Raw genomic sequence first — 24,322 nt, 5'->3', positions numbered from 1 at the left:
ATGCGAGAGAAGAAGACGATGCATAGACAGTCCACCATCGCAGCCGCCGTGCTGCTGAGCCTGAGCCTGCCCGCACTGGCGCAGGAAGCCCCCAAGCCGGCGCCGGCTAAAGCCGACGAACTGGAGCGCGTGGTCGTCACCGGCATTCGCGCCAGCCTGCAGAAGGCGCTGGACAGCAAGCGCCAGGCCGATGCCATCGTGGACGTCGTCACCGCCGAGGACGTGGGCAAGTTCCCCGCCACCAACGTGGCCGAAGCCATCACCATCATCCCCGGCGTGACCATCGACAAGGCCTTCGGCCAGGGCGAGAAGGTCTCCATCCTGGGCACCGACCCGGCGCTCAACCGCACACTGCTCAACGGCCAGGCCGTCGCTTCGGGCGACTGGTTCTTCTCTGAGCAACAGGGGCGCACCTTCAACTATTCGCTGCTGGCACCGCAGCTGGTCGCCAAGGTCGAGGTCTACAAGTCGTCGGAAGCACGACTGGATGAAGGCTCTGTGGGCGGCACGGTCAACATCGTCACCCGCAAGCCACTTGACCTGAGGGGCCTGACGCTGAGCGGCTCGGCCAGCTACCTGTACAACGACCGCACCGAAGTCGGCAAGCCAACGATCTCGGGCACGGCCGGCTGGAGGAACGAGGCGGGCACCTTCGGCGTGCTGCTGTCGGCGCAGCGCTCGGACGAGCGCATCCGCCGCGATGGCGTCGAGAGCTACGGCACCGTGCGCGGCAGCGCCTACATCACGGGCGTCGGCGGCTCGCCCAACTCCATCACGTCCACGTCCACCAACTGGGCGGTAGACCCGCCGGTCGAGATGCCGCCCAGCTGCGTGGGCAGCTGCCGCACCACGCTGCTGGCCAACCCGGACGCCATCGCGCCCAACTCCATCAGCGCGCACTACTTCGACCAGACCCGCAAGCGCGACACGCTGTCGCTGGCCCTGCAAGCCCGGCCGCACAAGAACCTGGACATTGAGTTCAATGCGCTGGACGTGAAGGCCAAGTACGACAACATCACGCATTCCATGTTTGCCCACAACGGCAACCCATGGAACTCACTGCGCACGCTGACCGACCTGACCGTCGACGGCGGCGTCATTACCAAGGCCAGTTTCCGCAACGCGCTGACGATCTATGACTTGATCAACCGCCGCGCCGAGGTCGACACCAACTCCTACGACGTCAAGGCCACCTGGAAGGATGCGGGCTGGTTCGCATCCGCCCATGTCGGCACCTCCAAGGCCACCGGTGGTACCGACCGGCAGGTCTATGGCTCCTTCCTGAACAAGGCCAACTACAGCTTCGACCTGACCGGCTCGGTGCCCACGCTGAACTTCAGCGGCTTCCAGACGGACGCCGTCGTCGACGTGCCCGCCCATGCCGCCGCAGCCAAGCCGGGCAGCCCCTTCAGCGACCCGAATGCGTTCCGACTGGATGGCGGCAACCCCAATCCCTGGCACACCAACCCGCCCAATGCCAACAACTGGCAGCCGGGCTGGGCCGGCAACATCGTCGCCAAGCCATCCAGCGACGACGAGAAGTACCTGCAGCTGGACTTCGGTCTGCAGTTCGACTCGCCCATCTACCAGGTCCGCTTCGGCGTGAAGCGCCGCGAGCACACCACCTCGCAGACCATGTCCGGCGTGTCGCTGAATGCAGTCAAGGGCTATGGCGACCTCAGCGCCGCACAGTTCAGCCCGCACTCCGTGCCAGACAACTATCTGGCCGGCTTCGGTAACGTAGGCGACCTCTCCAAGCGCTTCATGATCGACGGCTGGGCGTTGGCCGACTACATCAACAGCGGCAAGTGGCTGGCGCCGTGGCAGACCATGCCCCAGCCCTCCACCTTCAACGACCCGTCCTTCGCATCCAACACCTGGGCCGTGGAAGAGAAGATCAACGCCGGCTACGTGCAGGCCGACTTCACGCACGAGAGCCTGCGCGGCAACTTCGGCGTGCGCCTGGTGGAGACCCAGTCCGACAGTCGCGGCTGGGCCTGCACGGTCAACGTCAATCCCTGCCCGGCGACCGGCTACGGCGCCACCAGCGTCAAGAAGAAGTACCGCAACGCGCTGCCCAGCCTGAACCTGGCCTATGACCTGAGCAGCAAGGTGGTCCTGCGGGCCTCGGCGTCCAAGGTCGTCGCGCGCCCGAACTACGGCGACATGTCCAGCTACCTGTGGATCGGTGACTCCACGCTTTCGGGCGGCGGCGGCAACCCGGACCTGGATCCCTACAAGGCCACGAACCTGGACGCGTCGGCAGAGTGGTACTTCGCCAGCAATTCCATCCTGGCGGGCACGATCTTCCACAAGAAGGTGAGCAACTACATCCTGTGGACCACCAGGAAGGAGATCCACTACAACCAGAACCAGCAACGCAACACCGAGTACGACGTCTCGCGCCCCAGCAACTCAGGCACGGCCACGGTCAAGGGCTTCTCGCTGGCCTACCAGACCACCTTCGGCAACGGCTTGGGCATTCTGGCCAACTACACCTACGCCGACGCGACGACCGGTACCGGCGCCCGCCTGCCGTTCAATTCCAAACACCAGGTCAGCCTCAGCCCGTTCTACGAGAACGACCGCTGGAACGCTCGCGCCACCTACTCGCAACGCTCCAAGTACTACACCCAGGCCGACCGAGGCAACTTCCTGGTCACCGACGGGCACGAGTCGCTGGACGCCAGCCTCAACTTCAAGATCACGCCACAGCTGAGCGTAGGCCTGGATGGCATGAACCTGCTGGACAGCGAGTACCGCTCCTACGCCGAGGTCCCCGGCGTGGCCAACACCGAGAAGCTGGTCCGCGGCATCTACCGCACCGGCCGGCGCTACATGGCCTCGCTGCGCTACACCTACTGATGTCGGCGGCGCACCGCTGATTCATCCTCGTGGTGGCAGTCTCCTGCCTCCTGTTGGGCGGCCCATCCGGGCCGCCCTTTTTTGCTGGATGCCCGCTCCGCCATCGTGCCGGCGAGCTAGCCGACCACCGACTGCAGCGTCGAATTTCGCATCCAGTCGTCGGCCACGACGACCCGATTGCGGCCCTTCTGCTTGGCCTGGTAGAGCGCCTTGTCGGCCAGATGCATCAACGTCTCCGGCGTGTCGCCGCGCGCCGCCTCGGCAACGCCAGCGGACAGCGTCACGCGCAGCGGCTGGCCGCCATCGCCGCGCAGCTCCAGCGACTCGACGGCCAGCCGCACCTGCTCAGCCAGATGTCGGGCGCCGGCCTCGCCGGTGGCCGGCAGCACGAGACCGAACTCCTCGCCGCCCAGGCGGCCGAACACGTCCGAGCCGCGCAGCCGCGCCCGCGCGCAGGACGCGACGGCCTTCAGCACCTGGTCTCCCACAGCATGGCCGTGCCGGTCGTTGACACGCTTGAAGTGGTCCAGGTCCAGCATGACGAAACCCACCGGCTGCCCCTCGCGCCGACCGCGCTCCATCGCATGGGCCAGCAGCGACACCGTCGTGCTGTGGTTCATGGCGCCGGTCAGGCCATCGACGCTGGCCAGCTTGCGCATCTGGCTGGCCATACGCTCGAAATGGGCCAGCACGAAGGCAAAGCCCGCCGCCAGCACGGCCAGGAAGGCAAACATGAAAAGGGCACGGCTCCAGTCCGTCCAGGCCTCGGCCTCGGCCGGCAACGCGCGCAGCCACCAGACCGCCAGCCCCGCGCGCAACCAAAGCAGCAGGCTGGCCAGCAGCAGCAGCAGTGCCACGGCGCGAAAACTCAGCTCGGCGCGCCAACCCAGCCGCATGGCGGCGAGCGTGGTTGGCAGCAGCAGTACCCCCATCGCGGCCGACATCGCGCCAGCGCGCACCGGCGTCGACACATCCAGCACGGCCGGCACCGCCATGGCCGCACCCAGCAGCAGCGCATGGTGCCAGATGGGCAGCTCGCGGTTCAGCAAATGGCGCGACATCGCCGCAGCCAGCCCCGCGAGCCCCACCATCAGCAGCCAGTTGCCGCCCAACAGCACCACCCAGCCGGGCAACCACGACCGCAGGCCAAACAGCGTGAACCCTGCGCAAAAGGCCAGGCCGGCCAGACTCAGGCGCCTGAGTTCGCCGCGCCCCAGTGCGCCGCAACCGGCCATCCAGAGCTGCAGCGTCAGCAGACTAAAGCCGACCGCCAGCGTCAGCACCAGAGTGGGCACGTGTAGCGTCATGCGCGGCCAGCAGCTTGTCGTAGTGAGGTCTTGGCACCAGTGTAGGCAGGCCCGTCGGCGCGGGGCGCCAGGGTCTGCGCCGATGGCGCACCCCGCCGCACACCGCTTCAATGCCGGGGTGATCGCCCCTGCCCTGACCCCGGCCTCCGTGCCCGCGCTCTGCCTGCTGAACCCGCACGCCGCAAACGGCCGCTGCGCCGCCCTCGCCGCCCCGCTACGCGAGGCACTGTCCCAGGTGCCGCTGGTGCTGCCCGAGAACGTCGCCGCCGCGCGCCAGCGCCTGCTGGCTCTACCCAAAGGCAGTCGCGTCATCGTGGCCGGCGGCGATGGCACCGTGCACCAACTGCTGCCCGCGCTCGTCGCGCGCAGGCTGCAGTTGGCCCTGCTGCCCAGTGGCACCGGCAACGACCTGGCCCGTGCATTGGGCCTCGCGCGCATGGACTGGCGCCAGGCCTTGGCCCTTGCACAGCACGCACCGGCCTCGGCCATGGACTTGGGCGAGGTCACGACGCCTGGGCATGACACCCAGCTCTTCATGTCCAGTTTGACGGCCGGCTTCGACGCAGCCATCGCCGGCCGCGCCCGCGCTGCGCCTGCCTGGCTGCGCGGCCAGCCGCGCTACCTTTGGGCCACGCTGGCCGAGATCGCCCGGCTGCGCCGCTATCCGCTGCGCGTGGAGGCAGACGGCCGGCTACTGCACGACGGACCGGTACTCTTCGCCTCCAGTCTCAACACGCCCAGCTATGGCAGCGGCATGCCGGTCGCACCGGGTGCACGCATCGACGACGGCGAGCTGCAGCTGCTGCGCGCGGGCGCCTTCGGTCGTGCGGGCGCACTAGCCATGATGCCGCTGCTGCTGACCGGCCGGCACCTGCGTCATACCAAGGTGGCCCTGAGCAGCTTCCGCATGCTGCGCCTGAGCGGCCCCGAACCGCTCCCGCTGGCGGTAGACGGCGAGCCCCTGCCTGCGGCAGCCGACATCTCGGTGCGCGTACTGCCCCAGGCCCTGGACGTGGTGCACTGATGTCCCACCCCGACACCGGCCTCGTGAAACGCCGTCACCTGTTGAGCCTGTCCGCCGCCGCCCTGATGCCCGCCACCGCCGCCTCATCCGTACCCCGCTTCCTGCATGTCGGCAGCTACGCCCCACTGGGTCAGGGCATCTACAGCTTCGACATCGCGCCCGACGGCGGCCTGACCCCACTGGGCCTGGCGCCCAATGCCAACAGCCCGAGCTGGCTGACGGCCCGCGGCCAGCTTGTCTACGCTGCCGAGGAAGGGGGCGACCATGTCGCGGTCTACGCTCAGGATGCGGCCGGCAACCTGCAGCTGCTGCAGCGCCAGGCCAGTGGCGGCAAGGGTCCGGTGCATCTGAGTCTGGATACCGGCCGCCTCTGGGTGGCCCACTATGGCGACGCCCGCTTTGCCGTCCTGCCGCTGGGGGCCGACGGCCGACCGGGCCCGGCCGAGAGCTGGCCCGCTTGCGGCGGCCCCGACTGCCGCCCCGGCCCCGCTCGGGCGCTGAACGGCCCGCCCGGCAGCCAGGCCCGCAGCGGCCACGACGCGCCGCACGCCCACATGATCCAGGCCAGCCCCGACGGCCGCTGGCTGCTGGGCACCGACCTAGGCCGCGACCGGCTGCTGGCCTGGCCGCTGACAAGCGGCGCACCGCAGGGCGCGACGCACGAACTGGCCCTCAGCCCGGGCTCCGGTCCACGTCACTTCGCCTTCCACGCCGGCGACCCGCGCTGGGTCTACGTGCTGCAGGAGGAGTCATCCACGCTATCCACCGTCGAGCTCACGCTCGCCGGGCCGCGCCTGCGCGACGAGATCTCCGTGCTGCCGGCTGGCTTTGCTGGTACCAGCTACGCCTCCGACCTGCTGGCCGCGCCCGGCGGCCAACATCTCTACGCACTGAACCGCCTGCACGACAGCGTGGCCGTGCTGTCCCTGGCCCGGCCGGAGGCGCCGCGACTGCTGGACCACCACTGGGTGCGAGGTAGCTATCCGCGCAGCGCCTGCCGCGCCGGTACTCACCTCTACGTCTGCAACCAGCGCAGCGACCAGCTCAGCCACTTCGACCTGACTCGCCCCGAGCGCCCGCGCTTCACGGGGCAGCAAACTGCAGTCCCCGCCCCGGCCGGCGCCTGCGCGCTTTAGACTGGGCTGATGAAGCACGTCGCCCTCACCCTGCTGCTCGCCGCCGTGGTGCCGGCCTCGGCCGAACCAATCGGTTCGGTCGACACCGCCTTCAAGCTCATCGGCCCTGACCACAAGATCGTCGTCGACGCCTATGACGACCCCAAGGTCGGCGGTGTAGCCTGCTATGTATCGCGCGCCAAGACCGGAGGCATCAAAGGCGCCATCGGCCTGGCCGAGGACAAGTCGGAAGCATCCATCGCCTGCCGTCAGGTCGGACCTGTCACGATCAGCCAGCCATTGCCCCGCCAGGAGGAAGTCTTCAACGAGCGCATCTCGCTGGTCTTCAAGCGGCTGCGCATCGTCCGCATGGTGGATGTGCAGCGCAACACACTGGTCTACCTGACCTACTCCGACCGCCTCATCGACGGCTCGCCGCAGAACAGCGTGACCGCCGTGCCGGTGCCGCGCGAGACCGCCATCCCGGTCAGGAAATGAGCCCGGTCCTGGACCGTCGCCGGACATGACATTCACGGAAGCCCTGTTCGCGCTGATGCCCATGCAGGCGCTGGCTGCGGCGCTAGTGCTCATGATCCTCATCGGCTGGCACGGCGCGAACGCTGGCGGTCGCTGGGCCCAGCTCGGCATGGTGGCGCTGGCGCTGGGCTTGGCGCTGGCGAGCCCGGCGCTGAGCGGGCACCCCATGGCGCCGCACGGCCTGCACAGCGCGGGCGTGGCAGCGCTAAGTCTGGGCCTGTCGGCGCTGTGGTGGGCACTCGGGCTGTGGCTGACCCCGCGGCCGGGACGATGGGCCATGGCGGCCGCGCCGCTGCTGCTGGGGGTCGGCCACGTGCTGCTGCGGAACTATCACGACGGCGCGCAGACGCTCATCGACATCATCCTCGGCGCTCAGCTTGCCTGGCTGGGCGTGGCGCTGACGCTTCCCGGCCGCCACACCTTGCTGCAAGGCCTGAACAGCCGGCGTTGGCGCCTGCTGGGCCTGGCAGCCGTGCTGCCGCTGCTGGCCGCCATGCTGAGCCGCGCCGTCACCACGCAGCTGGGCGATCCGGCGGACTGGCCCCAGGTGCTGCTGGGCCTGACTGGACAGCTCGCCCTGCTGCTGGCCCTGCCCATGTTGCTGCTGGCCTGGCGTGGCCAGATCGAGGCTGAGCTCGCCAGCCTGACCCACACCGACGGCCTGACCGGCCTGACTGATGGCGCAGCCTTCAACCGTCGCTCCGTCGAGCTGATCTCGATGGCCCGCCGCTACGAAGAGCCGCTGGCCCTCGTCGTGCTGGACCTGGACGACTTCGAGACGCTCCAGGCCGAGCGCGAGATGGACTTCGCCAGCCATGCGCTGGCATTGTTCGCCAGTTGCGTCCAGGCCCAAATGAGGCTGGGCGACCTCGCCGGTCGCCTGGATGGCAACCGCTTCGGCGTGCTGATGGCGCGTTGCCTGCCCGAAGGTCCTCAAGCCCTGGACCTGCGCCTGCGAGCGGCCTTGACCGAGCGCGCGCCGGCTGAGCTGGGCGTGCCGCTGTCCTTCAGCGCCGGCTGGGCGCGGCTGCGCCCGGGCGACCGCGGCCTGGCCGACATGCAGCGCCGCGCCGAGACGGCACTCTACGAAGCCCAGCGAGCCGGCCGCGGCCAGCTTATGGCGGAACCGGGGGTCGCAGATTGATGGTTCCCCTCGCCCAAGGCCTGCGTTGGCCGTTCCCCCATGGTGACGGTGATGCTGTCGGCGCCATGCCGCAAGTGCATAGCCGGACCGGGCCGGCCAACTACCCGTGGGGTGCCTGAGATGAGCCAGGGCTCGAACCTCGTCGACGAATGGGTGGGCCACAACCTGCTGGACAGTGACCCTGCGTTGCTGGCTACGCTGCGCGCGGCGGCGCCGCAGGCCGTCGAGCCGCTGACGCGCTACGGCGCCGAGCTAGGCAGCAACGAGACTGCCCAACTCGCGCGCGACGCCAACCGCAACGGCCCGATGCTGCGTCAGCTCGACGCACGCGGCCGACGCGTGGACCTCGTCGACTTCCATCCAGCCTGGCACGCGCTGCTTGCCATGTACCGCCGCCAGGGTCTGGTGGCCGACGTGTTCGCCACCAATGCGCCGGGCCGCTGGGCGGCGTTCGCCGCCGGCTGCTATCTGCATGGCCAGGTGGAATCCGGCAGCCTCTGCCCGGCGACGATGACGCAAGCCGCCATTCCCGTGCTGGCGAAGCAGCCTGAGCTGTTCGCGCCATTGCGCGACAAGCTCTTCAGTCGTGAGCACATCCCACTGGACCGCCCCATGACGGAGAAACCCTCCATCTGGGTGGGCATGGGCATGACTGAGAAGCAGGGCGGCTCCGACCTGCGTCAAGTGGCAACCGAAGCTGTCGAGCAGGCCGACGGCAGCTACACGGTCACCGGGCACAAGTGGTTCTTCTCCGCACCGACCAGTGACGCCCACCTGGTGCTGGCTCGAACCGCGGCCGGCCCCACCTGCTTCTGGCTGCCGCGCTACACACCCGATGGCGCGCGCAACGCCATCCAGGTGATGCGCCTGAAGGACAAGCTGGGCAACCGCAGCAATGCCAGCAGCGAGGTCGAGTTCCACGATGCCTGGGCACGCCGCCTGGGCGACGAGGGTCGCGGCATCCCGACGCTGATCGAAATGGCCGGCTACACGCGGCTGAACTGCGTCATCGGCAGCGCAGCGCTATTGCGTGCCAGCTTCGTGCAAGCGCTGCACAACGCGCGCGAGCGCCACGCCTTCGGGCGGCGGCTGGCTGAGCAGCCGCTGATGCGGACCGTGCTGGCCGACCTCGCGCTGGAGAGCGAGGCAGCGATGCGACTGATGCTGCGCCTGGCGCAGGGCTTCGAGCGGGGCGAGCCGGCCTGGCAGCGGCTGATGACGCCGGCCGCCAAGCTGTGGGTCTGCAAGCGTGCCGTCGAGTGCAGCGGCGAGGCCATGGAACTGCTTGGCGGCAACGGCTACGTCGAGGACGGCGTGCTGGCACGGCTGTACCGCGAGGCGCCGGTGAATTCCATCTGGGAGGGCTCGGGCAACGTGATGGCTCTGGACGTACTGCGCGCCATGGCCCGCGAACCCGATGTGGCGCTGGCCCTGCTTGACGAGTTCAGTGCCAGCGTGGACGCCCCGGTACGGGAGCAAGCCCAGGCCCTGCGCCACCTGCTGACCGGCGACCCCACGATGCTGGAGGCGCGGGCCCGCAGCGTCGCACAAGGCCTGGTGCTGTGCGCACAAGGCCTGCTGATGCGCGAGCAGTCCTCCAGCGCCACGGCCGATGCCTTCATCGCCACGCGCTTCGGCGGCGATGGCCGCCTGGTCGGCACACAGCCCGTTCCGCAGGCCGCCGCCATCCTGGACGCAGCGCTCGCGGGTTGAGGCCTGACCAGGGCTAAGGCAGAGGATCGCCCAGGTACTTGCGAAGCACGCGCGCCAACGTGCCATCCTTCACCAGGGCCTCGCTGGCCTCCCGATAGCGCTGCGCCGTCAATGCGTCGACGGAGCGCTTGCTGAGCATGATCTGCACCGGCTCATGCGGTACGGCGACCGGCGTCGCCACAATGCGGTCCGCCAGGCTCAGCTCCCGCAGCTCCCAGCGGGCCGTCGTCTCGCTGGCGAGCACGCCGTCGATCCGACCGATATCCAGCATGTGCCACAGGCTGCGCCGGGCCGACACCTGCGTCAGCGCCGCACGGAAAACCTCGTTGCCCAGCAGCTCTGCATAGTCAGGGCCATAGACGACGCCGATCTGGACACCCAGCTTCAGGCCGGGCCGCCAGGCCTCCTGCAACCGCGTCGCGGAGCCGAACTCGTTCGCCCGGCCCGCGCGCACAAATAATCGGTTGGACAGGGCGATGTGCTGCGGCACCCAGTGGGCGTAGGCCTCGCGCTCGGGCCGGCGCAAAGCGCCCGGCAGCATGTCGAGGCGGCCGGCCTCCAGCTCGACAAGGGCCCGAGCCCAGGGTAGCTCGACCCAAACCGCGCGGCAGCCCAGGCGCTGAAGCGCCTGCTCTATCAGGTCGACCTGCAGGCCCGTGACGCGGCCTGCCTGATCACGCATGGTGTAGGGCGGGTCGGGATTCCAGCGCACCCGCAGCTCGCGGGCGGCCAGCGGCAACGCGACGAATGCCAAGCAGGCCAGGCCCAGGCGCAGCAATGACCGGAAGAAGAGCACCCCCGCATTCTGCTGCGAGATGCGCGTGTCGGCGCTCTCCGACACGCGACAGCGTTGCAGACCGATATCTGGCACGTCGGGCCGACGCGAAGCTCAGGCCCACAACCGGAGCCGCCCATGCCACCCGACGCAACGCTGCACACCCCTTTGGCCGAAACCCGTCCGCATCGCCACGTCTGGTCGTTGCTGACGTGCTGGTGGTCGTCCTCCACGGCCTCGCACGAGGCAGAGCTCGGTTATGAGTCGGCGCTGCCCTGGACGCTGGGCGACGAGGCCCCGCCGGATCTCGGCGAGACGCGCTGACCGCCCCGCTACTGGATCAATCCGTTCTTCAGCGCGTAGTAGGTCAGATCGCTGTTGGTCTGCAGCTTGAGCTTCTCCAGAACGCGCGTGCGATAGGTGCTGACGGTCTTCACGCTGAGGAATAGCGCCTCGGCGACATGCCCCACGGTCTCGCCCTTGGCCAGTCGCAGGAAGACCTGGAACTCACGTTCTGACAGCGCCTCGTGCGGGGGCTTGTCGGCCGCCGCACCGGGGCCCGAACCGCCGACGACGCTCTCCGCCAGTTGCTCGGCCACAGCCGGACTGATGTAGCGCCGTCCACGCGAAACGAGGCGGATGGCGTTGGCGATCTCTTCGGGATCGCATTCCTTGTTCAGGTAACCGCTGGCACCCTGGCGCAGCAGCGTCGTCGCGTAGTGCGCCTCAGGAAAACCGCTCAGGATGAGCACGGGCAGCTCCGGGAAGCGTGCCTTGATGGCTGCCAGCGCATCCACACCGCTCTGGTCAGGCATGGAGATGTCCAGCAACAGCACGTCGACCTCGCCGCCGCGTGCCATCTCCAAGGCATCGTGGCCGCTGGAGCCTTCGCCGGTGACGCGCAGATCGACGTGGTCGGACAAGTACTGGCGCAGGCCGGTGCGCACGATGGCGTGGTCGTCGACGATACCGATACGGATCATGGTGGGTTGCTTGGTACAGGCAGTGCCGCCAGCGTAGCAGTCTGGTGCACAGGCCGCGAGAGTACCCGTCCTACATCGGCGCCGGCCGAGTCCCACAGGGGGCTGCGCTGCAGGACTATGCCGACGGGTCTTGACGGGCGCGATAGTGGTTCCAGCGACTCCCCAGGTCGCCCACCACAGGAGATTCAAATGTTCAACAAGCCCATCCTGACCGTCGCCCTTGCCACCGCCCTCACGGCCACGCTGGCCACTACCAGCGGCTGCGCCGTCACCCGCAACCAAGAGACCGTGGGCACCTACGTCGACGACGCAGCGCTGACCACCCGTGTCAAGGCCAAGTTCGCCGCAGACCCCACCGTCAGCGCCATGGCCATCAGTGTCGAGACGATGAAGGGCACAGTGCAGCTGTCCGGCTTCGCCAAGTCGTACGAGGAGAAGTCCATGGCAGAAAAACTGGCCCGCGAGACGTCGGGCGTCGTCGCAGTACGCAACGACATCGCGGTGCGGCAAGGCTCCTGAGGGCGTGATGGGGCCTGCTCATTTAGCCAGCCCCTAGGACAAGTCCTACAACGCGATGCGTTGCCGGCACTGCCGGCGCCAGGCCGAAGCGGTCCATACTTCAGCCTCATCCTCCCTACCCCAGTCGTCGGGTCATGCCAGCACTCAAAGCCTTCATCGTCGAAGACAGTCCGGTGATCCTTGAGAACCTCATTGCGACGCTGGAGGAGCTGGCCCAGGTGGAGGTGGTCGGCTCGGTAGCCGACGAGGCCGGCGCCGTGCGCTGGATGAAGCGCGACCCTGGCGCCAGTGCTGACCTCTTCATCGTCGACGTGTTCCTGCGCTCCGGCACAGGACTGGGGGTATTGCAGGCGGCCCAGCAGCTCGGCGTGCGGGCCCGCCGCGTCGTGCTGACCAACTACGCTACGGAGGAGATGCGCCGCCGCTGCGCCAGCCTGGGCGCGGAGCGCGTCTTCGACAAGAGCCGCGAGCTCGACGACCTGATCAGCTATTGCGCCGAACTGGCGGAACATGCCCCATCCGCGCGCCCTGCAGCCGCGGCCAGCTGAACGGCTGCGCGTGCTGCGTCATCTCGATCCTTGGCTGGAAGGCGCCAGCCGCAACCGTGGCCTGGCGCTGGGTCTGGCCACGCTGGCGGCCGCGGCCGTCATGGGTGTCAGCGAGGTGGCCTTCCGCGGTGCCGACGAGGCGTTGAAGGTTTCGCAAGCCCGCCACGTCGCGCGCAACGATGGCCTGCGCCTGCGCGAGCTGCTGACCGACGCCGAGACAGCCCAGCGCGGGTATCTACTTACCGGCCGCGACGACTACCTCGCGCCCATCCGGCTGGCCGAGCGCGAGCTGCCCAGCGTACTGGCGCGGCTGCGCGGCCAGTACGCCAGCTCCGAGTGGGAGGCACTGGTGGCCGACGCCAGCCGGCGCGCGAGCGAAAAGCTCTCAGAGCTGCAATTGGTCGTCCAGCTCTACCGCGAGGGCCAGGACACGGCCTGGCAGGGACTGGTGGAGACCGACATCGGCCGAGAGAAGATGCAGGCAGTGCGTGACGCCGTTGCCCAGCTCGACCAGCACGAGTTGGTGCAGATCGCCAGCGAACGCGACGCCGTCTTCCGCTCCCTGACCTATGGTCGCATCGGCACGCACGGCCTTACGCTGCTGAGCCTGTTCGGCCTGGCCGTCTTCCTGCGTCGCAACGAGGCGCTGCACCGTGCACGCCGCGAGCATGCCCAGGAACTCGCGCTGGAGCGCGACCGGCTTGATGGCGAGGTGGCGCGCCGTACCGCGGAGCTGACCGAGCTGGCCCACCACCTGCAGACGGTGCGCGAGGACGAGCGCGCCCACCTTGCCCGCGAACTGCATGACGAGCTCGGCGCACTGCTGACGGCAGCCAAGCTCGACGTCGCGCGCATCCGGCGCATGACACGAACGCAGGCCCCGGAGATCGACGAGCGCCTCGGGCACATGAGCGAGTTGCTGGACCAGGGCATTGCGCTCAAGCGCCGCATCATCGAAGACCTGCGCCCCTCGGCGCTGTCCAACCTTGGGCTGATCCCGGCGCTGGAAATCCTGACGCAGGAGTTCGCCCAGCGTTCCGGCCTGCAGCTCAGTCTGGAGCTGGTCGACGCGCCCACCAACGAGGCGGGGCGACTGGCGCTGTATCGCCTGGTTCAGGAGGCACTGACCAACGTGCTGCGCCACGCCAAGGCCAAGCATGTGCGGGTGTCTCTGAACGAGGCCGACGACTGGCTGCAGCTACATATCCGCGACGACGGCCAGGGCTTCAACCCCGAAGCCGTGGGCGCCGGCCATCACGGCCTGCTGGGCATGCGTTATCGCATTGAGAGCCTGGGGGGCACGCTGCAGCTGCTGTCCGCCGCAGGCCGCGGCACGCTGGTGCTGGCGCGCCTGCCTCGTGCCGAGCCGGAACCCGAACCCGAGCCGCCACCGGCCACGATGCCGGGCGACCTGGGCGGACCGATACGCTAGCGGCGCCCTCTTCGCACCGTCCTACAGGCCAAGACTGCACAGGCCGACAACGCGCCGCCGGCCGGCCACCCAAACTCTTGCCAGCGCGTCACGGACGCAATCAAGGAGAGGGGCCATGCGACTCCCGAATTCCCTGCACGCTGAAGGCTGGCGCGAGCAGATGACAGCGCAGCAGCGCCTGCCCGCGAGGCCCTTCGCCTCACACGGCGCCGACTCGGCCTCGCCGCCCCTGCACAGCAGGCAGCGCCATGCGCTGGCCATCATCGCCGTCGTCGCGGCGTTGGGCGCGAGCGCCGGGCTGAACCTCATCGACGACCCGCGGCCGCTCGATGTTCAGATGAGCTCCGCCCTGCGCCGCGCCGGAGAAGCGCTCAAGGATTGGCAGAACCAGCTGTCGCACGGCCTGCAGGTTTCCCTGCGCTCCGTGGCCGACGGCAGCGAGCATCCACCCACGGAGGCTGCCTTCGTAGCCGATACCGCGCCAGATACCCCGCAAGCTGCCGTCCTGGATGCCAACGATCGCGTCCAGTCCGTCCAACCTGTCGGGCGACGCTAGGCCGGCTGAACCTCGCCGGTGCTGGCCAGCACGTCAGCCAGTGGCTGCGGCCGGTGCAACAGGAAACCCTGCACCTCCCCCACCCCCAGGCGTACCAGCTCCAAGAGAACCTCGGGCGTCTCCACGCATTCGGCCACCGTCGTCAGCCCCAGCGTGCGCGCCGCATCGACAAAGCTGCGCACAGCCACCTGGTCCAGCGGGTCGGTCATCAGCGCCCGCACAAACTGGCCGTCGATCTTCAGCAAGTCCACCGGTAGCACCTTAAGGTAGCTGAAGGACGAGGAGCCGGCGCCAAAATCGTCCAGCGCGATGCGCGCGCCCAGGGCCTGCATCTGCTTGATGAAACGCGCCGCCTCGTCGAGCTGCGTGATGACGGCAGTCTCGGTAATCTCCAGGCACAGGGCCGCTGCGCGGGTTTGGCCGAGGGCGGTCAGCAGCGCCCTCGCCTCCTGGTGGTATGCCGCATCCTGCAACGTCAGCGCCGACACGTTGATGGCCAGCGACGCAATCTCCGGCACATCAGCACGCTGCAGCAGCTCGACGGCCCGGCGCAGCACCCAGCGATCCAGCCGCGGCGCGAGGTGAAAGCGCTCTGCCGCCGGCATGAAGGCGCCCGGCAGCACGCGGCTGCCGTCACGCTCGCGCAAGCGCAGCAGGAGTTCGCCGCGCAGCCGGCCGTCGTCCTGCCCCTGGGCGGGCAGCACGCGCTGCAGATCCAGCTCGAAGCGGTCCTCGTCCAGCGCCTGCTGCAGTCGCGTGGCCCAGCGGTGCTCGCTCTGATGGGCACGCAGTGCGGCATCGTCGGGCGACCACAGTTGCACGCGATTGCGGCCCTGCTCCTTGGCCGTCATGCAGCAGGCATCGGCCTCGCGCAGTACCGTGTCCGCGTCGGGCCAGCGCGCGTCCAGCGGCGCCACGCCGATGCTGGTACCAATGCGAAAGCGCTGCTCGCCATGCACGTAGCGATACTGGTCCATCGTGTCGCAGAGCTTCTGCGCCACGTGCCGCGCCTCTTCCAGCGAGCAGTTCTCCAGGATGGCGGCGAACTCGTCTCCACCGAGGCGGGCCACGGTGTCGCGACCACGCACGCCGGCCTCCAGACGCCGAGCCACCTCGCGCAGCACTTCATCACCGGCGGCATGGCCGCAGTGATCATTGACGAGCTTGAAGCGGTCCAGGTCGAAGGCCAGCAGAGCATGCTGACTGCCGTCGCGGCGCGCCCGCTCCAGCGTGCGCGTCAGGCGCTGACCGAACTCGACGCGGTTCACAAGGCCGGTCAAGCCGTCATGGCTGGCGCGCCAACGGATCTCGTCGAACTGGCGGCGCTGCTGCGTCACGTCGCGAAACACCAGCACAGCGCCCAGAACACGGCCCTCCGCGTTGCGTATGGGGGCCACTGAATCGTCCACCGCGCGCAGGGCACCGTCGCGCCCCAGCAGCACGGCACCGGCAGGCAGTCGGGCCGGACGGCCGCTCGCGAGGCAGCGCTGCACCGGGTCGCCCAGTGGTTCACGGCTCTCCTCGTGCTGCGCCACGAAGACCTGTCCGGCAGGCCTGCCGCGCGCCTCGACGGCGGACCAGCCCGTCAGCCGTTGGGCCACTGGGTTGAGCCAGGTGACGCGTCCCAGTGCATCTGTCGTCAGCACCGCGTCGGCGATGGACTGCAGCGTCACTTCCAGTAGCTCATGCTGCTCCTCCAGTTGCTGCTGCAGCCGCCGCGCCTCGCTGACGTCCCAGCACACGCCCGACAGGCGCAATGGCCGGCCCGTCGCGTCGCGCAGCACGCGGCCGGAACCACGCAGCACGTGGGCACTGCCGTCGGGCCAGCAGATCCGCCATTCACCCTCCAGCTGCGGGCCGCCGTGCAGCGCTTCGCGCACCGCTCGGGAGGCCGCGCCGCGGTCCTGCGGATGCAGGCGCCGCCGCCAGCGCGCGATGCTGACCTGCTGCCCGTGGGCCGCCTCGCCATGCAGCCGCCACATCGTGTCGTCCCAGGCCAGCCGGCCCAGGCGCAGGTCCAGGTCCCAGACGCCGATGCCGCCGCTGTGCGTGGCCAGGTCCAGACGGTCCAGAGTGCGTTCAAGTTCGGCGCGTACCTCGGCCGGCTCGCTGACGTCCAGCATGACGACGCCGACGCGGCGGCTAGCACTATCCTCGTCGGGCCGGCCGACGACGCGCAGCACGCGGCGCGCAGGCGCCTCGCAGGGAAGCTCGACGTCCCAGCCCTGGCCTTCGCCTGCGGCACGCTGCAGGGCCGCGTCCAGCATGGCGGCGCCGTCGGGGCCGAAACGCTGCAGCAACGCCACCAGCGTCGGCACCTGGCCGACCGGCAGACCCAACAGCTCACAGGCCGAGTCCGACAGCGTCAGTTGGCCGGTGTCGGCCTGCCATTCCCACGCGCCGACGCCGGCCAGCCGGCTACAGCGCTCCAGGAAGCGCGCGTTCTGTGCCAGCGCCAGCTCGGCAGCCGACAGCGCCGTGGATTCGCTCATCAATGCTTGCTCCGTCGACAGGACGGGCAAGCTTCAGACCTGGGGCCACGCCGCAACGTCGGCAGGGCGGGCGCAACCGTGTAGGACAACGCCGCGATCAAGCCCAACTGCCCGCTGTCCTACAAGCCCGGCGCCGTCGCGCTGACAACGGGGCCGCTTGCGGCAACGTTCCACTGGGGCAGCGGCGGCGCCGCGCCTTTCAGGAGAACACCATGCACACAAGCCGAAACACCTCTACACGCTGGCTCGCACCCGTCCTTGTCGGCCTGGCCACGCTGGCGACCCTGCCATCGGCCCACGCGGCCGATGTAGGCGTGTCCATCGGCTTCAGCCAGCCAGGCTTCTACGGCCGGGTGGACGTGGGCCGCTATCCGACACCGGTGCTGGTCGCGCCACAGCCTGTCGTCATCGGCCGTCCGGCCTACCGCGCCGATCCGGTCTACCTATGGGTACCGCCCCAGCAACGCCGCGACTGGCGCCACAACTGCTACCGCTACCGGGCCTGCGGTACGCCGGTCTACTTCGTCGACGACGGCTGGTACCGCCAGAACGTCATCGTCCACCGCGATCGCCGCGGGCACGACCACCGTCGCGATGATCGGCACGACCATGACCGCGGCCGCGGCCATGGGCACGGCCGGGACTGACGGCCCCGCCCATCAGCGACGCGGCAGCGGATAGCTCGCCAGACTCGCGAAGCCCTTCTTGGATACCGCCTGCACGCCGAACACCACGTTGTCCTTGGACACCGGCAGCGTCACTCGCGTGGCACGTCCTACGTCCTTGGACTGCTGCCAGGCGGCCGAGTCGGTCTCGCGCCAGACGATGCGGTAGCCGGCGACTTCGGGATCGTCACTGGCCTGCCACTCAAGCGTGGAGTCGTTGGTCAGCTCGCGTGCGTCCAGCCTCACGCCCTTGAGCGGAGCCGGCGCCCAGGCCAGCGTCGCCAAGCCTGCCAGGTTGGCGCGGGTCACATCGGCCACGAAGCCAAAATCGACGAATTCAGGCAGATCCCCGTAAACCACGCCGTTCTCCGTCCTGGGATTCTGGTGCTGGTGGGCGAAGTTCTCGAAGGGTTCGGTAATTCGCACGGCAGCGTAGCCACGCTCCAGAAAGGGGATGTGGTCGCCGCCACGCAGGTAGCGGTCACGGCGCTGGATGAGCTGCACCGTGAAGCCGGGCATGGCGGCCTCGGCCGCGGCCTTGACGTGGCGGCCCAACTGGTGAGTCGGCAGGTCCTCGTTGCCCCCGGCCTGCAGCAGCGGTAGCAGTTCGGCTTGCATGGCCGCGACGACCTTGGCGTCGGTCTCGCTGGGCGCGCGGTTGGCGTTGGCTGCCATCAGCAGCCGCAACAGGGGATCGAGTCCGTCGGCGAACAGGCGCAGGCGCTTGGGGTCGTACTGCCCGGCATCGCCGCGCGAGCTGCCGATGATGTCGTTGGTGATCATTGCCTCGACGTTGGTGCCGGCGGCACGCGCCTCGCGCGCCCATTGCGCGGCGCCCAGCAGCCCCTGTTCCTCGCCGGGCACGGCCATGAAGACCAGCGTCGCGTCGAACTGTCGTTTGGCCATCACGCAGGCCAGCTCCATGACCGCGGCCGTGCCCGAGGCGTCGTCGTTGGCGCCGGGCGCCTCGCCCAGGCTGTCCATCACGTCGCTGTTGCGCGAGTCATAGTGGCCGCTGACGACCAGCGTGCGTCCCTTGGACGCGCCGCGCCCCGGCAGCGTCGCGACGACGTTCACGAGCTCTGTGGGCTGGTTGACGCGGTTGCCGGCCGGTTCGACAAAGCTTTGCTCCTCCACCTGCAGCCGCCCGCCGGAGGCCTTGGCGCAGGTTGACAGTTCGGCAGTGATCCAGCGCCGCGCCGCGCCGATGCCGCGCGTGTCAGAGCCGATGTCGGACAGCGTGTGCCGGGTGCCGAAGCTCACCAGCTTGCGGATGCGTGCCTCGATGCGCGCCGGGCTGACCTCGGCCAGCATGACCTTGAGCTCGTCGGCCGGCAGGGGTTGTGCCTGGGCCATGGCGGCCCCGGACGCGGAGGAAAGGACTAGGGCGAGGGCAGTGAGGCGTGCGTGCATGCAAACGATTCTGCCCTTGCCGCGCCGACCGGCTTCTTCTACGCTGGGCCCACCACCGATGGAGGGCTGCCATGAGCGAGAGCCTGGACGCACGTATAGGCACGATCCGCACGGTCGCGCTGGTCGGACCGGCCGCGGCCGGCAAGACGCTGCTGCTGGATGCACTGCTGGCGCATGCCGGCGCCATCCCGCAAGCCGGCAGCATCGAGCGCGGCAGCACGGTCAGCGACCATGACCCGCTGGAGAAACGCCTGGGGCATTCGCTGCAATCCAGCCTCGCCCACTTCACGCATGGTGGCATCCGGGTGCATGCCATCGATACCCCCGGCGCCCCGGACTTCGTCGGCCAAGCCCTGCCGGCGCTGGAGGCGGCAGACACGGCCATCGTCGTCATCAACGCGCTGAACGGCATCGAGTTGATGGCGCAGCGCCTGCTCATCGCCGCCGGCGAACGCGGACTCGCCCGCCTCATCGTCGTCAACAAGATCGACTGCCCGGATATCGACCTGGCCCACTTGCTGGCCCAGATCCGCGAGGTCTTCGGCAGGGAGTGCCTGCCGCTCAACCTGCCCAGCGATGGCGCCAAGCGCGTCGCAGACTGCTTCTTCGCGGCCTCAGGAGAGGCCGATTTTTCGTCCGTGGCCGACGCGCACCGCGCGCTCGTGGAGCAGGTCGTGGAGGTGGACGCCGCCTTCGTGGACCGCTACCTGACCGACGGCGACGTCGACCCACGCGAGCTGCATGCGCCCCTGGAACAGGCGCTGCGCGAGGGCCACCTGATCCCGGTCTGCTTCTGTTCCGCGAAGACCGGCGCTGGCGTCGCCGAGCTGCTGTCTGTCATCGAGCGGCTATGCCCCAACCCAGCCGAGGGCAACCCGCCGCCCTTCCTGGAAGGCAAGGGTACCGAGCCGGCACCCTACCCCGCCCGCCCCGACCCGGAGGCCCATGTGCTGGCCCATGTCTTCAAGATCGTCTCAGACCCCTACCTGGGCAAGCTGGGTGTCATGCGAGTGCACCAGGGTCGAGTGGCCAAGGGCGGCCTGCTCTTCGTCGGCCACGCGCGCAAGCCGATCCGTGTAGGCCACCTCTTCATGCTGCAGGGCGCCAGGCATGTGGACATCGACGAGGCCCTGCCCGGCGACCTCTGTGCTGTCGCCAAGGTGGACGACATAGCCTTCGACGCCGTGTTGCACGACGCTCAGGAGGACGAGCACATCTTCCTTCAAGCCCTGGACTTTCCGACACCCGTGCACGGCCTGGCCATCAGCCCTGCGCGGCGCGGCGACGAGCAGAAGCTCTGGGAGGTGCTGGCGCGGCTGGTGGACGAGGACCCCTGCCTGCGCATCGAGCAGGTCGGGGAAACCCACCAGACCCTGGTCTACGGGCTGGGCGAGCTGCACCTGCGCCTGCTGCTGGAACGGGTTCGCGAGCTGTACAAGGGCGAGGTCGTCACCGAGCCGCCGCGCATCGCCTACCGCGAGACGGTCGCGGCGCCGGCCGAGGGGCACTACCGTCACAAAAAGCAGAGCGGCGGCGCCGGCCAGTTCGGCGAGGTCTATCTGCGCATCGAGCCGTTGGAGCGCGGCGCCGGCTTCGAGTTCGTCGACGCGGTCAAGGGCGGCACCATCCCGGGACAGTTCATGCCCGCCGTCGAGAAGGGCGTGCGCTCGGCACTGGCCAGCGGCGTCATTGCCGGCTACCCGCTGGTGGACCTGCGAGTGGTCGTCTACGACGGCAAGCACCACTCAGTGGACAGCAAGGAAATCGCCTTCGTCACCGCCGGCCGCCGCGCCCTGATCGCGGCCGTACGCGAGGCCCGGCCGCTAGTGCTGGAGCCCATCGTGCAAGTCGAGATCACCGTCCCCGAGCACAGCATCGGCGACATCACAGGCGATCTGGCCTCGCGCCGCGGCCAAGTCAACGGCACGCGCGCCGCCGTGCCAGGCAGTCTGATCGTGCAAGGGCTGGCGCCACTGGCCGAGCTCTCGAGCTACCAGTCGAGACTCAACGCGATGACGGCCGGCGAAGGCCGCTACACGCTGCTGCTGTCACATTACGAAGCTGTGCCGCCCAACACGCAGGCGACCCTGGTGGGGGCCTACAAGACGGGCGACGAGGCCGAATAGCCCGTGGCCAGGGGGCAGCGCACTGCCATCCTCCCTTCGGGCGCTGGAGGTGAAGAGCAATTTATCATTGCACCCCATGCCCAGCGCCCCCCGCGACGTCGCGCAGATCCGATTGGACAACGCGATGCGGCTGTTCGAAGAGTTCGTCAGCGCCACCGTCAAACATGCCGATGCAGCCACCTTGCGTGGCCTGGAGCGGCGTTTCGCCGAGAGACTTCAGATCCAGCCGAGCTACTGGAGCCAGATCAAGGGCCGTTCGCGCCAGATCGGCGAACGCCTCGCGCGCCAGTTCGAGCAACTCTGCCACAAGCCGCCGGGCTGGATGGACCTGGAGCACGGTCTGGCCGCAACGCCCGCGCCACTGACGTCCATGGCCGCCGCACTGGCGCCGGCCGCGGCTCCGACCGAGCCCTCCCCCAGCCTGCCCCACGATGACGACGAGCGCTTCATCATCGGCCTGGTGCTGACCTACTACCGCCGCCACCCGCAGCGCGCCCGCACGCGGCTGCTGGACCTGCTCGGCGAAGTGCTGACGCCCGAGCCCACAGGTGCCCCGCGCACGCCCCCAAAACCGGCCGCGCCCAGCCCGCAGGCCGAGTTGGACGAGTGGCGTCGACTGCAGGCCGGCATCGCCCCGCTAAAGCCCAAGAAGCGCTAAGTTCCAAACCGAGGACAGCGCACGCTGTCCGACGCGGGACAAAAGGCAGCCGGTCTGCATGCCCGTCAGCATCGGCCAGCACATCCACCGTTGGACGGCGCCAGCGCCCCATCTTAGGGGTGTTGGATAAAAACCGCTTGCGCAAGGGCAACGTTTGTTTATCATTTGCGCAAGTCGTGATGCAGAAGTCCCCTGGCATCGCGGCGAGGTCGCACACCCCAGCCCCTGACCGCCCGGCCCGCCTGTCTCGAGTGCAGGCCCCGGGCCCCAGAACCTTTTCGCGCAAAAGCCGGCCCATCTAGGTCGAGCCGCTGCATTGCCCGCCGTGCCGCGCATGGCATCCACCGGAGCACACCATGCCCCAGTTCACCTCCCCGCGTCCCATGCAGCTGAATCTGCGCAAGCCGCGCAACCCGCTCGTCGCACCGGCCTTGAAACGCCAGGCCGGCCGACACCAGAGCCCGCAGGACGCCCGTGCCCAACGCCAGCAGGCTCGCCTGGACCTGCGACGACTCCTGCGCGAACGCTTCCCCGACGACAGCCCCTGACCCAACCGCACCGTCCGCCCGTCATCCATGGTCGATCCATGTCATGAGGGCCGGCCGGCTGCCCAAGGAGACCCTCATGAGATTGATCGAGCTGAGCGGCCCCGATGCCGCCGACACCCATGCCGCCTGGGCCCGCCGCTGGGCTCGGGTGAAGCGCGCGGCGCGCGCCATCCGGCTGGTGTTCTCGCCCGCCTACCGGCGACGCCGCGCCCGCAACCACCTGGAGTTCTACGCCGAGGCCGGCGCGCCCGAAGGGGCGCTCTACGTCGACGGCAGGCTGACTGCGCAGCTGGAAGGCGTGCGCAGGCTGTGAACTGAGGCCGAAATGGGGGTCGCATGCGACGAGCATGCGGCCCCTCATCGTCCTAGCATCGGGGCATCATGCCCTCCCCCTTGCGCATCACCATTCCGTTGCCCAGCCTCGATGACTGGGTCGATGCCTTCGCCCGGGCGGAGATCCCTGTGCTTGCCGAGACGGCCGAGGCGCTGGAGCAGATGCGCGCGACAGAGGATGACGTTGACGCACACAGCCTGGGCGAGATGATGGCGACTGATCCGCTGATGACGCTGAAGGTGCTGGTGCATGCCAGCGAGCAGCGCCGCGGCCGCGACGCCGGGCTTCGGGCCGACGCCGAGACGGTGACTGCGGCCCTGGTGCTCACGGGCATCTCGCCCTTCTTCCGCGACTTCGGCCCGCAGCCGACGCTTGAGGCGTTGCTGGCAGACCACGAGGAGGCCCTGCTGGGTCTGTCACGCGTGATGCAGCGCGCCGAGCGGGCATCCCGCTACGCGCTTGGCTTCGCTGCCCATCGCGCCGACCCTGACGCCGCCATCATCCACAGCGCCGCGCTGCTCCACGACTTCGCCGAGATGCTGCTGTGGGTGCACGCTCCCGAACTGGCACTGAGGATCGCCGAGCTGCAAGAGGCCGACCGGCAACTTCGCAGCGCCGTCGCCCAGCGCCAGGTGCTGGGCATCGCGCTAGCCGACCTGGAGCAGGCGCTGATGCGGTACTGGCATCTGCCAGAACTGCTCACCCGGATCACCAGTGACAAGGACGGGCGCGACCCGCAGGTCCGCTGCGTCCAGCTCGCCGTGCGGCTGGCAAGGCATACGGCCCGGGGCTGGGACGACGCGGCCGTGCCGGACGACCTGCACGACATCGCCGACCTGCTCAATCTCGGCGAAGCTCACACCCTCAAGCTGCTTCACGAATTCGACTGACGCCGACGCCAGGCCAGAAGTCCCGCCAGCCCCAGCGTGCCCAGCACCGCGGTGCCCGGCTCCGGTACGGCCGCCGCCGTGAAGTTGGCGTTGTTGGGCGCGAAGTCCGAGATGGCCGCATTGCCCGCGAAGGCGCCATCGCGCGGCCAGAGGTTGAAGGTGTAGTCCAGCTTGTTCGTGAAGCCGGTACTTGGCAGCAGGCTGCCGCTGACGACTCCGGTGATGGTCCGGCCGCTGATCGTCACCGAGCCTGCCGGTAGCGCACCAGCGCCGGCCACCGTGCCGGTACCGTCCGGCCGCAGGATGACGACGCGGTCGAAACGCACGCCATTCAGGCCCAGACTGCTGAAGCCGGTCGTGCCCGCGCCGCGATTGACTCCCCAGACGTAGAAGCCCGTGGCTGTGCTTCCGACATTGCCATCCATCGTGGCGGTCAGCGTGAAGAGATCGGTGGAGGCGTTGTAGAAGACGCTGGCGCTCAGCACGTCGAGGTCGGCGCTGGCGCTGCTGCCGGCAAAGGTGGCGAGAAAGTCGCCCCTCGGGTCGGTGATGCCGTCCAGCGCCTGGCTGGCCAGCGGAAGGCCCAGCAGGGCGAGGGCGGCTAAGGTCATGACAAGAAGGCGCATGGGGACTCCTGAGAGGCGTTCATTGGCGGGGCCGATACGCCCCACCCAGGTG

The 24,322-nt window shown here is 69.0% G+C and carries 23 protein-coding genes; 17 read left to right on the top strand and 6 right to left on the bottom strand.

Annotation, left to right across the window (positions count from 1 at the left end):
- Entirely contained in the window at positions 1–2,865 is a 2,865-nt protein-coding gene (locus QM732_RS27020) for a TonB-dependent receptor (RefSeq protein WP_415659179.1), read from the top strand.
- 116 nt (positions 2,866–2,981) lie between these two features.
- Here QM732_RS27020 and QM732_RS27015 read toward each other — a convergent pair whose 3' ends face one another.
- Entirely contained in the window at positions 2,982–4,160 is a 1,179-nt protein-coding gene (locus QM732_RS27015; protein ID WP_415659178.1) for a GGDEF domain-containing protein, read from the bottom strand.
- 130 nt (positions 4,161–4,290) lie between these two features.
- Between QM732_RS27015 and QM732_RS27010 the strand changes: the two genes are divergently transcribed.
- The 5 genes from QM732_RS27010 to QM732_RS26990 all read left to right on the top strand — a co-directional run bounded on the left by QM732_RS27010 (position 4,291) and on the right by QM732_RS26990 (position 9,705).
- A complete protein-coding gene (locus QM732_RS27010; RefSeq protein WP_415659177.1) occupies positions 4,291–5,196 on the top strand; it encodes a diacylglycerol/lipid kinase family protein in 906 nt (301 codons plus the stop codon).
- Complete coding sequence (locus QM732_RS27005; RefSeq protein WP_415659176.1) at positions 5,196–6,332, top strand: lactonase family protein; 1,137 nt, start codon at positions 5,196–5,198, stop codon at positions 6,330–6,332. Before QM732_RS27010 ends, QM732_RS27005 begins: the two co-directional genes overlap by 1 nt.
- A 9-nt stretch (positions 6,333–6,341) precedes the next feature.
- Positions 6,342–6,809, top strand: a complete 468-nt coding sequence (locus QM732_RS27000) for a CreA family protein (RefSeq protein WP_415659175.1) — start codon at positions 6,342–6,344, stop codon at positions 6,807–6,809.
- Positions 6,810–6,834: 25 nt separating this feature from the next.
- Positions 6,835–7,992 (top strand): GGDEF domain-containing protein, encoded by a 1,158-nt coding sequence (locus QM732_RS26995; RefSeq protein WP_415659174.1) that lies wholly within the window; start codon positions 6,835–6,837, stop codon positions 7,990–7,992.
- Between the two features lie 120 nt (positions 7,993–8,112).
- Positions 8,113–9,705 (top strand): acyl-CoA dehydrogenase family protein, encoded by a 1,593-nt coding sequence (locus tag QM732_RS26990; protein WP_415659173.1) that lies wholly within the window; start codon positions 8,113–8,115, stop codon positions 9,703–9,705.
- 13 nt (positions 9,706–9,718) lie between these two features.
- Here QM732_RS26990 and QM732_RS26985 read toward each other — a convergent pair whose 3' ends face one another.
- Entirely contained in the window at positions 9,719–10,501 is a 783-nt protein-coding gene (locus tag QM732_RS26985) for a substrate-binding periplasmic protein (protein WP_415659172.1), read from the bottom strand.
- A 117-nt stretch (positions 10,502–10,618) separates the two neighbouring features.
- Here QM732_RS26985 and QM732_RS26980 point away from each other — a divergent pair, with 117 nt between their 5' ends.
- Entirely contained in the window at positions 10,619–10,804 is a 186-nt protein-coding gene (locus QM732_RS26980; RefSeq protein ID WP_415659171.1) for a hypothetical protein, read from the top strand.
- 8 nt (positions 10,805–10,812) lie between these two features.
- On the opposite strand, the gene QM732_RS26975 is transcribed toward QM732_RS26980, so the two are convergent.
- Positions 10,813–11,463: a response regulator gene (locus tag QM732_RS26975; RefSeq protein WP_415659170.1), complete on the bottom strand. Its 651-nt coding sequence runs from the start codon at positions 11,461–11,463 to the stop codon at positions 10,813–10,815.
- 189 nt (positions 11,464–11,652) lie between these two features.
- On the opposite strand from QM732_RS26975, the gene QM732_RS26970 reads away from it, so the two are divergent.
- The 4 genes from QM732_RS26970 (at position 11,653) to QM732_RS26955 (ending at position 14,518) form a co-directional block, all read left to right on the top strand.
- The gene (locus QM732_RS26970) at positions 11,653–11,982 is read left to right on the top strand and encodes a BON domain-containing protein (protein ID WP_415659169.1); all 330 of its coding nucleotides are present in this window, start codon (positions 11,653–11,655) and stop codon (positions 11,980–11,982) included.
- Positions 11,983–12,116: 134 nt separating this feature from the next.
- Entirely contained in the window at positions 12,117–12,530 is a 414-nt protein-coding gene (locus tag QM732_RS26965) for a response regulator transcription factor (protein WP_415659168.1), read from the top strand.
- A complete protein-coding gene (locus QM732_RS26960) occupies positions 12,493–13,962 on the top strand; it encodes a CHASE3 domain-containing protein (protein WP_415659167.1) in 1,470 nt (489 codons plus the stop codon). Before QM732_RS26965 ends, QM732_RS26960 begins: the two co-directional genes overlap by 38 nt.
- A 115-nt stretch (positions 13,963–14,077) precedes the next feature.
- Positions 14,078–14,518 carry a hypothetical protein gene (locus tag QM732_RS26955; protein ID WP_415659166.1) on the top strand — a complete coding sequence of 147 codons (441 nt, stop codon included), beginning with the start codon at positions 14,078–14,080 and terminating at the stop codon, positions 14,516–14,518.
- On the opposite strand, the gene QM732_RS26950 is transcribed toward QM732_RS26955, so the two are convergent.
- Positions 14,515–17,010 carry an EAL domain-containing protein gene (locus QM732_RS26950; protein ID WP_415659165.1) on the bottom strand — a complete coding sequence of 832 codons (2,496 nt, stop codon included), beginning with the start codon at positions 17,008–17,010 and terminating at the stop codon, positions 14,515–14,517. The genes QM732_RS26955 and QM732_RS26950 overlap by 4 nt on opposite strands.
- A gap of 212 nt (positions 17,011–17,222) precedes the next feature.
- On the opposite strand from QM732_RS26950, the gene QM732_RS26945 reads away from it, so the two are divergent.
- The gene (locus QM732_RS26945; RefSeq protein ID WP_415659164.1) at positions 17,223–17,657 is read left to right on the top strand and encodes a hypothetical protein; all 435 of its coding nucleotides are present in this window, start codon (positions 17,223–17,225) and stop codon (positions 17,655–17,657) included.
- Positions 17,658–17,669: 12 nt separating this feature from the next.
- On the opposite strand, the gene QM732_RS26940 is transcribed toward QM732_RS26945, so the two are convergent.
- The gene (locus QM732_RS26940; RefSeq protein ID WP_415659163.1) at positions 17,670–19,088 is read right to left on the bottom strand and encodes a M28 family metallopeptidase; all 1,419 of its coding nucleotides are present in this window, start codon (positions 19,086–19,088) and stop codon (positions 17,670–17,672) included.
- A gap of 71 nt (positions 19,089–19,159) precedes the next feature.
- Here QM732_RS26940 and fusA point away from each other — a divergent pair, with 71 nt between their 5' ends.
- The 5 genes from fusA to QM732_RS26915 all read left to right on the top strand — a co-directional run bounded on the left by fusA (position 19,160) and on the right by QM732_RS26915 (position 23,644).
- On the top strand, positions 19,160–21,214 hold the full coding sequence (fusA, locus tag QM732_RS26935; RefSeq protein ID WP_415659162.1) for an elongation factor G: 2,055 nt from the start codon (positions 19,160–19,162) through the stop codon (positions 21,212–21,214).
- Positions 21,215–21,290: 76 nt separating this feature from the next.
- Positions 21,291–21,872 carry a hypothetical protein gene (locus QM732_RS26930; protein ID WP_415659161.1) on the top strand — a complete coding sequence of 194 codons (582 nt, stop codon included), beginning with the start codon at positions 21,291–21,293 and terminating at the stop codon, positions 21,870–21,872.
- Between the two features lie 356 nt (positions 21,873–22,228).
- A complete protein-coding gene (locus QM732_RS26925; protein ID WP_415659160.1) occupies positions 22,229–22,420 on the top strand; it encodes a hypothetical protein in 192 nt (63 codons plus the stop codon).
- A 76-nt stretch (positions 22,421–22,496) separates the two neighbouring features.
- Positions 22,497–22,733, top strand: a complete 237-nt coding sequence (locus QM732_RS26920) for a hypothetical protein (protein WP_415659159.1) — start codon at positions 22,497–22,499, stop codon at positions 22,731–22,733.
- Positions 22,734–22,801: 68 nt separating this feature from the next.
- The gene (locus QM732_RS26915; protein ID WP_415659158.1) at positions 22,802–23,644 is read left to right on the top strand and encodes an HDOD domain-containing protein; all 843 of its coding nucleotides are present in this window, start codon (positions 22,802–22,804) and stop codon (positions 23,642–23,644) included.
- On the opposite strand, the gene QM732_RS26910 is transcribed toward QM732_RS26915, so the two are convergent.
- Entirely contained in the window at positions 23,629–24,255 is a 627-nt protein-coding gene (locus tag QM732_RS26910) for a PEP-CTERM sorting domain-containing protein (protein ID WP_415659157.1), read from the bottom strand. The genes QM732_RS26915 and QM732_RS26910 overlap by 16 nt on opposite strands.
- Positions 24,256–24,322: the final 67 nt, after the last annotated feature.

Origin of the sequence: Roseateles sp. (genome assembly GCF_047654805.1) — a bacterium.
Taxonomy (GTDB): Bacteria; Pseudomonadota; Gammaproteobacteria; order Burkholderiales; family Burkholderiaceae_C; genus Pelomonas.
The sequence above is the reverse complement of the archived record's forward strand: the minus strand, read 5'-3'. Positions and strand labels throughout refer to the sequence as shown.

Bases quoted from the DNA above. Each gene is read 5' to 3' on its own strand.
- QM732_RS27020 (WP_415659179.1), top strand. From the start codon at position 1: ATGCGAGAGAAGAAGACGATGCATAGACAGTCCACCATCGCAGCCGCC.
- QM732_RS27005 (WP_415659176.1), top strand. From the start codon at position 5,196: ATGTCCCACCCCGACACCGGCCTCGTGAAACGCCGTCACCTGTTGAGC.
- QM732_RS27000 (WP_415659175.1), top strand. From the start codon at position 6,342: ATGAAGCACGTCGCCCTCACCCTGCTGCTCGCCGCCGTGGTGCCGGCC.
- QM732_RS26995 (WP_415659174.1), top strand. From the start codon at position 6,835: ATGACATTCACGGAAGCCCTGTTCGCGCTGATGCCCATGCAGGCGCTG.
- QM732_RS26990 (WP_415659173.1), top strand. From the start codon at position 8,113: ATGAGCCAGGGCTCGAACCTCGTCGACGAATGGGTGGGCCACAACCTG.
- QM732_RS26980 (WP_415659171.1), top strand. From the start codon at position 10,619: ATGCCACCCGACGCAACGCTGCACACCCCTTTGGCCGAAACCCGTCCG.
- QM732_RS26975 (WP_415659170.1), bottom strand. From the start codon at position 11,463: ATGATCCGTATCGGTATCGTCGACGACCACGCCATCGTGCGCACCGGC.
- QM732_RS26970 (WP_415659169.1), top strand. From the start codon at position 11,653: ATGTTCAACAAGCCCATCCTGACCGTCGCCCTTGCCACCGCCCTCACG.
- QM732_RS26965 (WP_415659168.1), top strand. From the start codon at position 12,117: ATGCCAGCACTCAAAGCCTTCATCGTCGAAGACAGTCCGGTGATCCTT.
- QM732_RS26960 (WP_415659167.1), top strand. From the start codon at position 12,493: ATGCCCCATCCGCGCGCCCTGCAGCCGCGGCCAGCTGAACGGCTGCGC.
- QM732_RS26955 (WP_415659166.1), top strand. From the start codon at position 14,078: ATGCGACTCCCGAATTCCCTGCACGCTGAAGGCTGGCGCGAGCAGATG.
- QM732_RS26950 (WP_415659165.1), bottom strand. From the start codon at position 17,010: ATGAGCGAATCCACGGCGCTGTCGGCTGCCGAGCTGGCGCTGGCACAG.
- QM732_RS26945 (WP_415659164.1), top strand. From the start codon at position 17,223: ATGCACACAAGCCGAAACACCTCTACACGCTGGCTCGCACCCGTCCTT.
- QM732_RS26940 (WP_415659163.1), bottom strand. From the start codon at position 19,088: ATGCACGCACGCCTCACTGCCCTCGCCCTAGTCCTTTCCTCCGCGTCC.
- fusA (WP_415659162.1), top strand. From the start codon at position 19,160: ATGAGCGAGAGCCTGGACGCACGTATAGGCACGATCCGCACGGTCGCG.
- QM732_RS26930 (WP_415659161.1), top strand. From the start codon at position 21,291: ATGCCCAGCGCCCCCCGCGACGTCGCGCAGATCCGATTGGACAACGCG.
- QM732_RS26925 (WP_415659160.1), top strand. From the start codon at position 22,229: ATGCCCCAGTTCACCTCCCCGCGTCCCATGCAGCTGAATCTGCGCAAG.
- QM732_RS26920 (WP_415659159.1), top strand. From the start codon at position 22,497: ATGAGATTGATCGAGCTGAGCGGCCCCGATGCCGCCGACACCCATGCC.
- QM732_RS26915 (WP_415659158.1), top strand. From the start codon at position 22,802: ATGCCCTCCCCCTTGCGCATCACCATTCCGTTGCCCAGCCTCGATGAC.
- QM732_RS26910 (WP_415659157.1), bottom strand. From the start codon at position 24,255: ATGACCTTAGCCGCCCTCGCCCTGCTGGGCCTTCCGCTGGCCAGCCAG.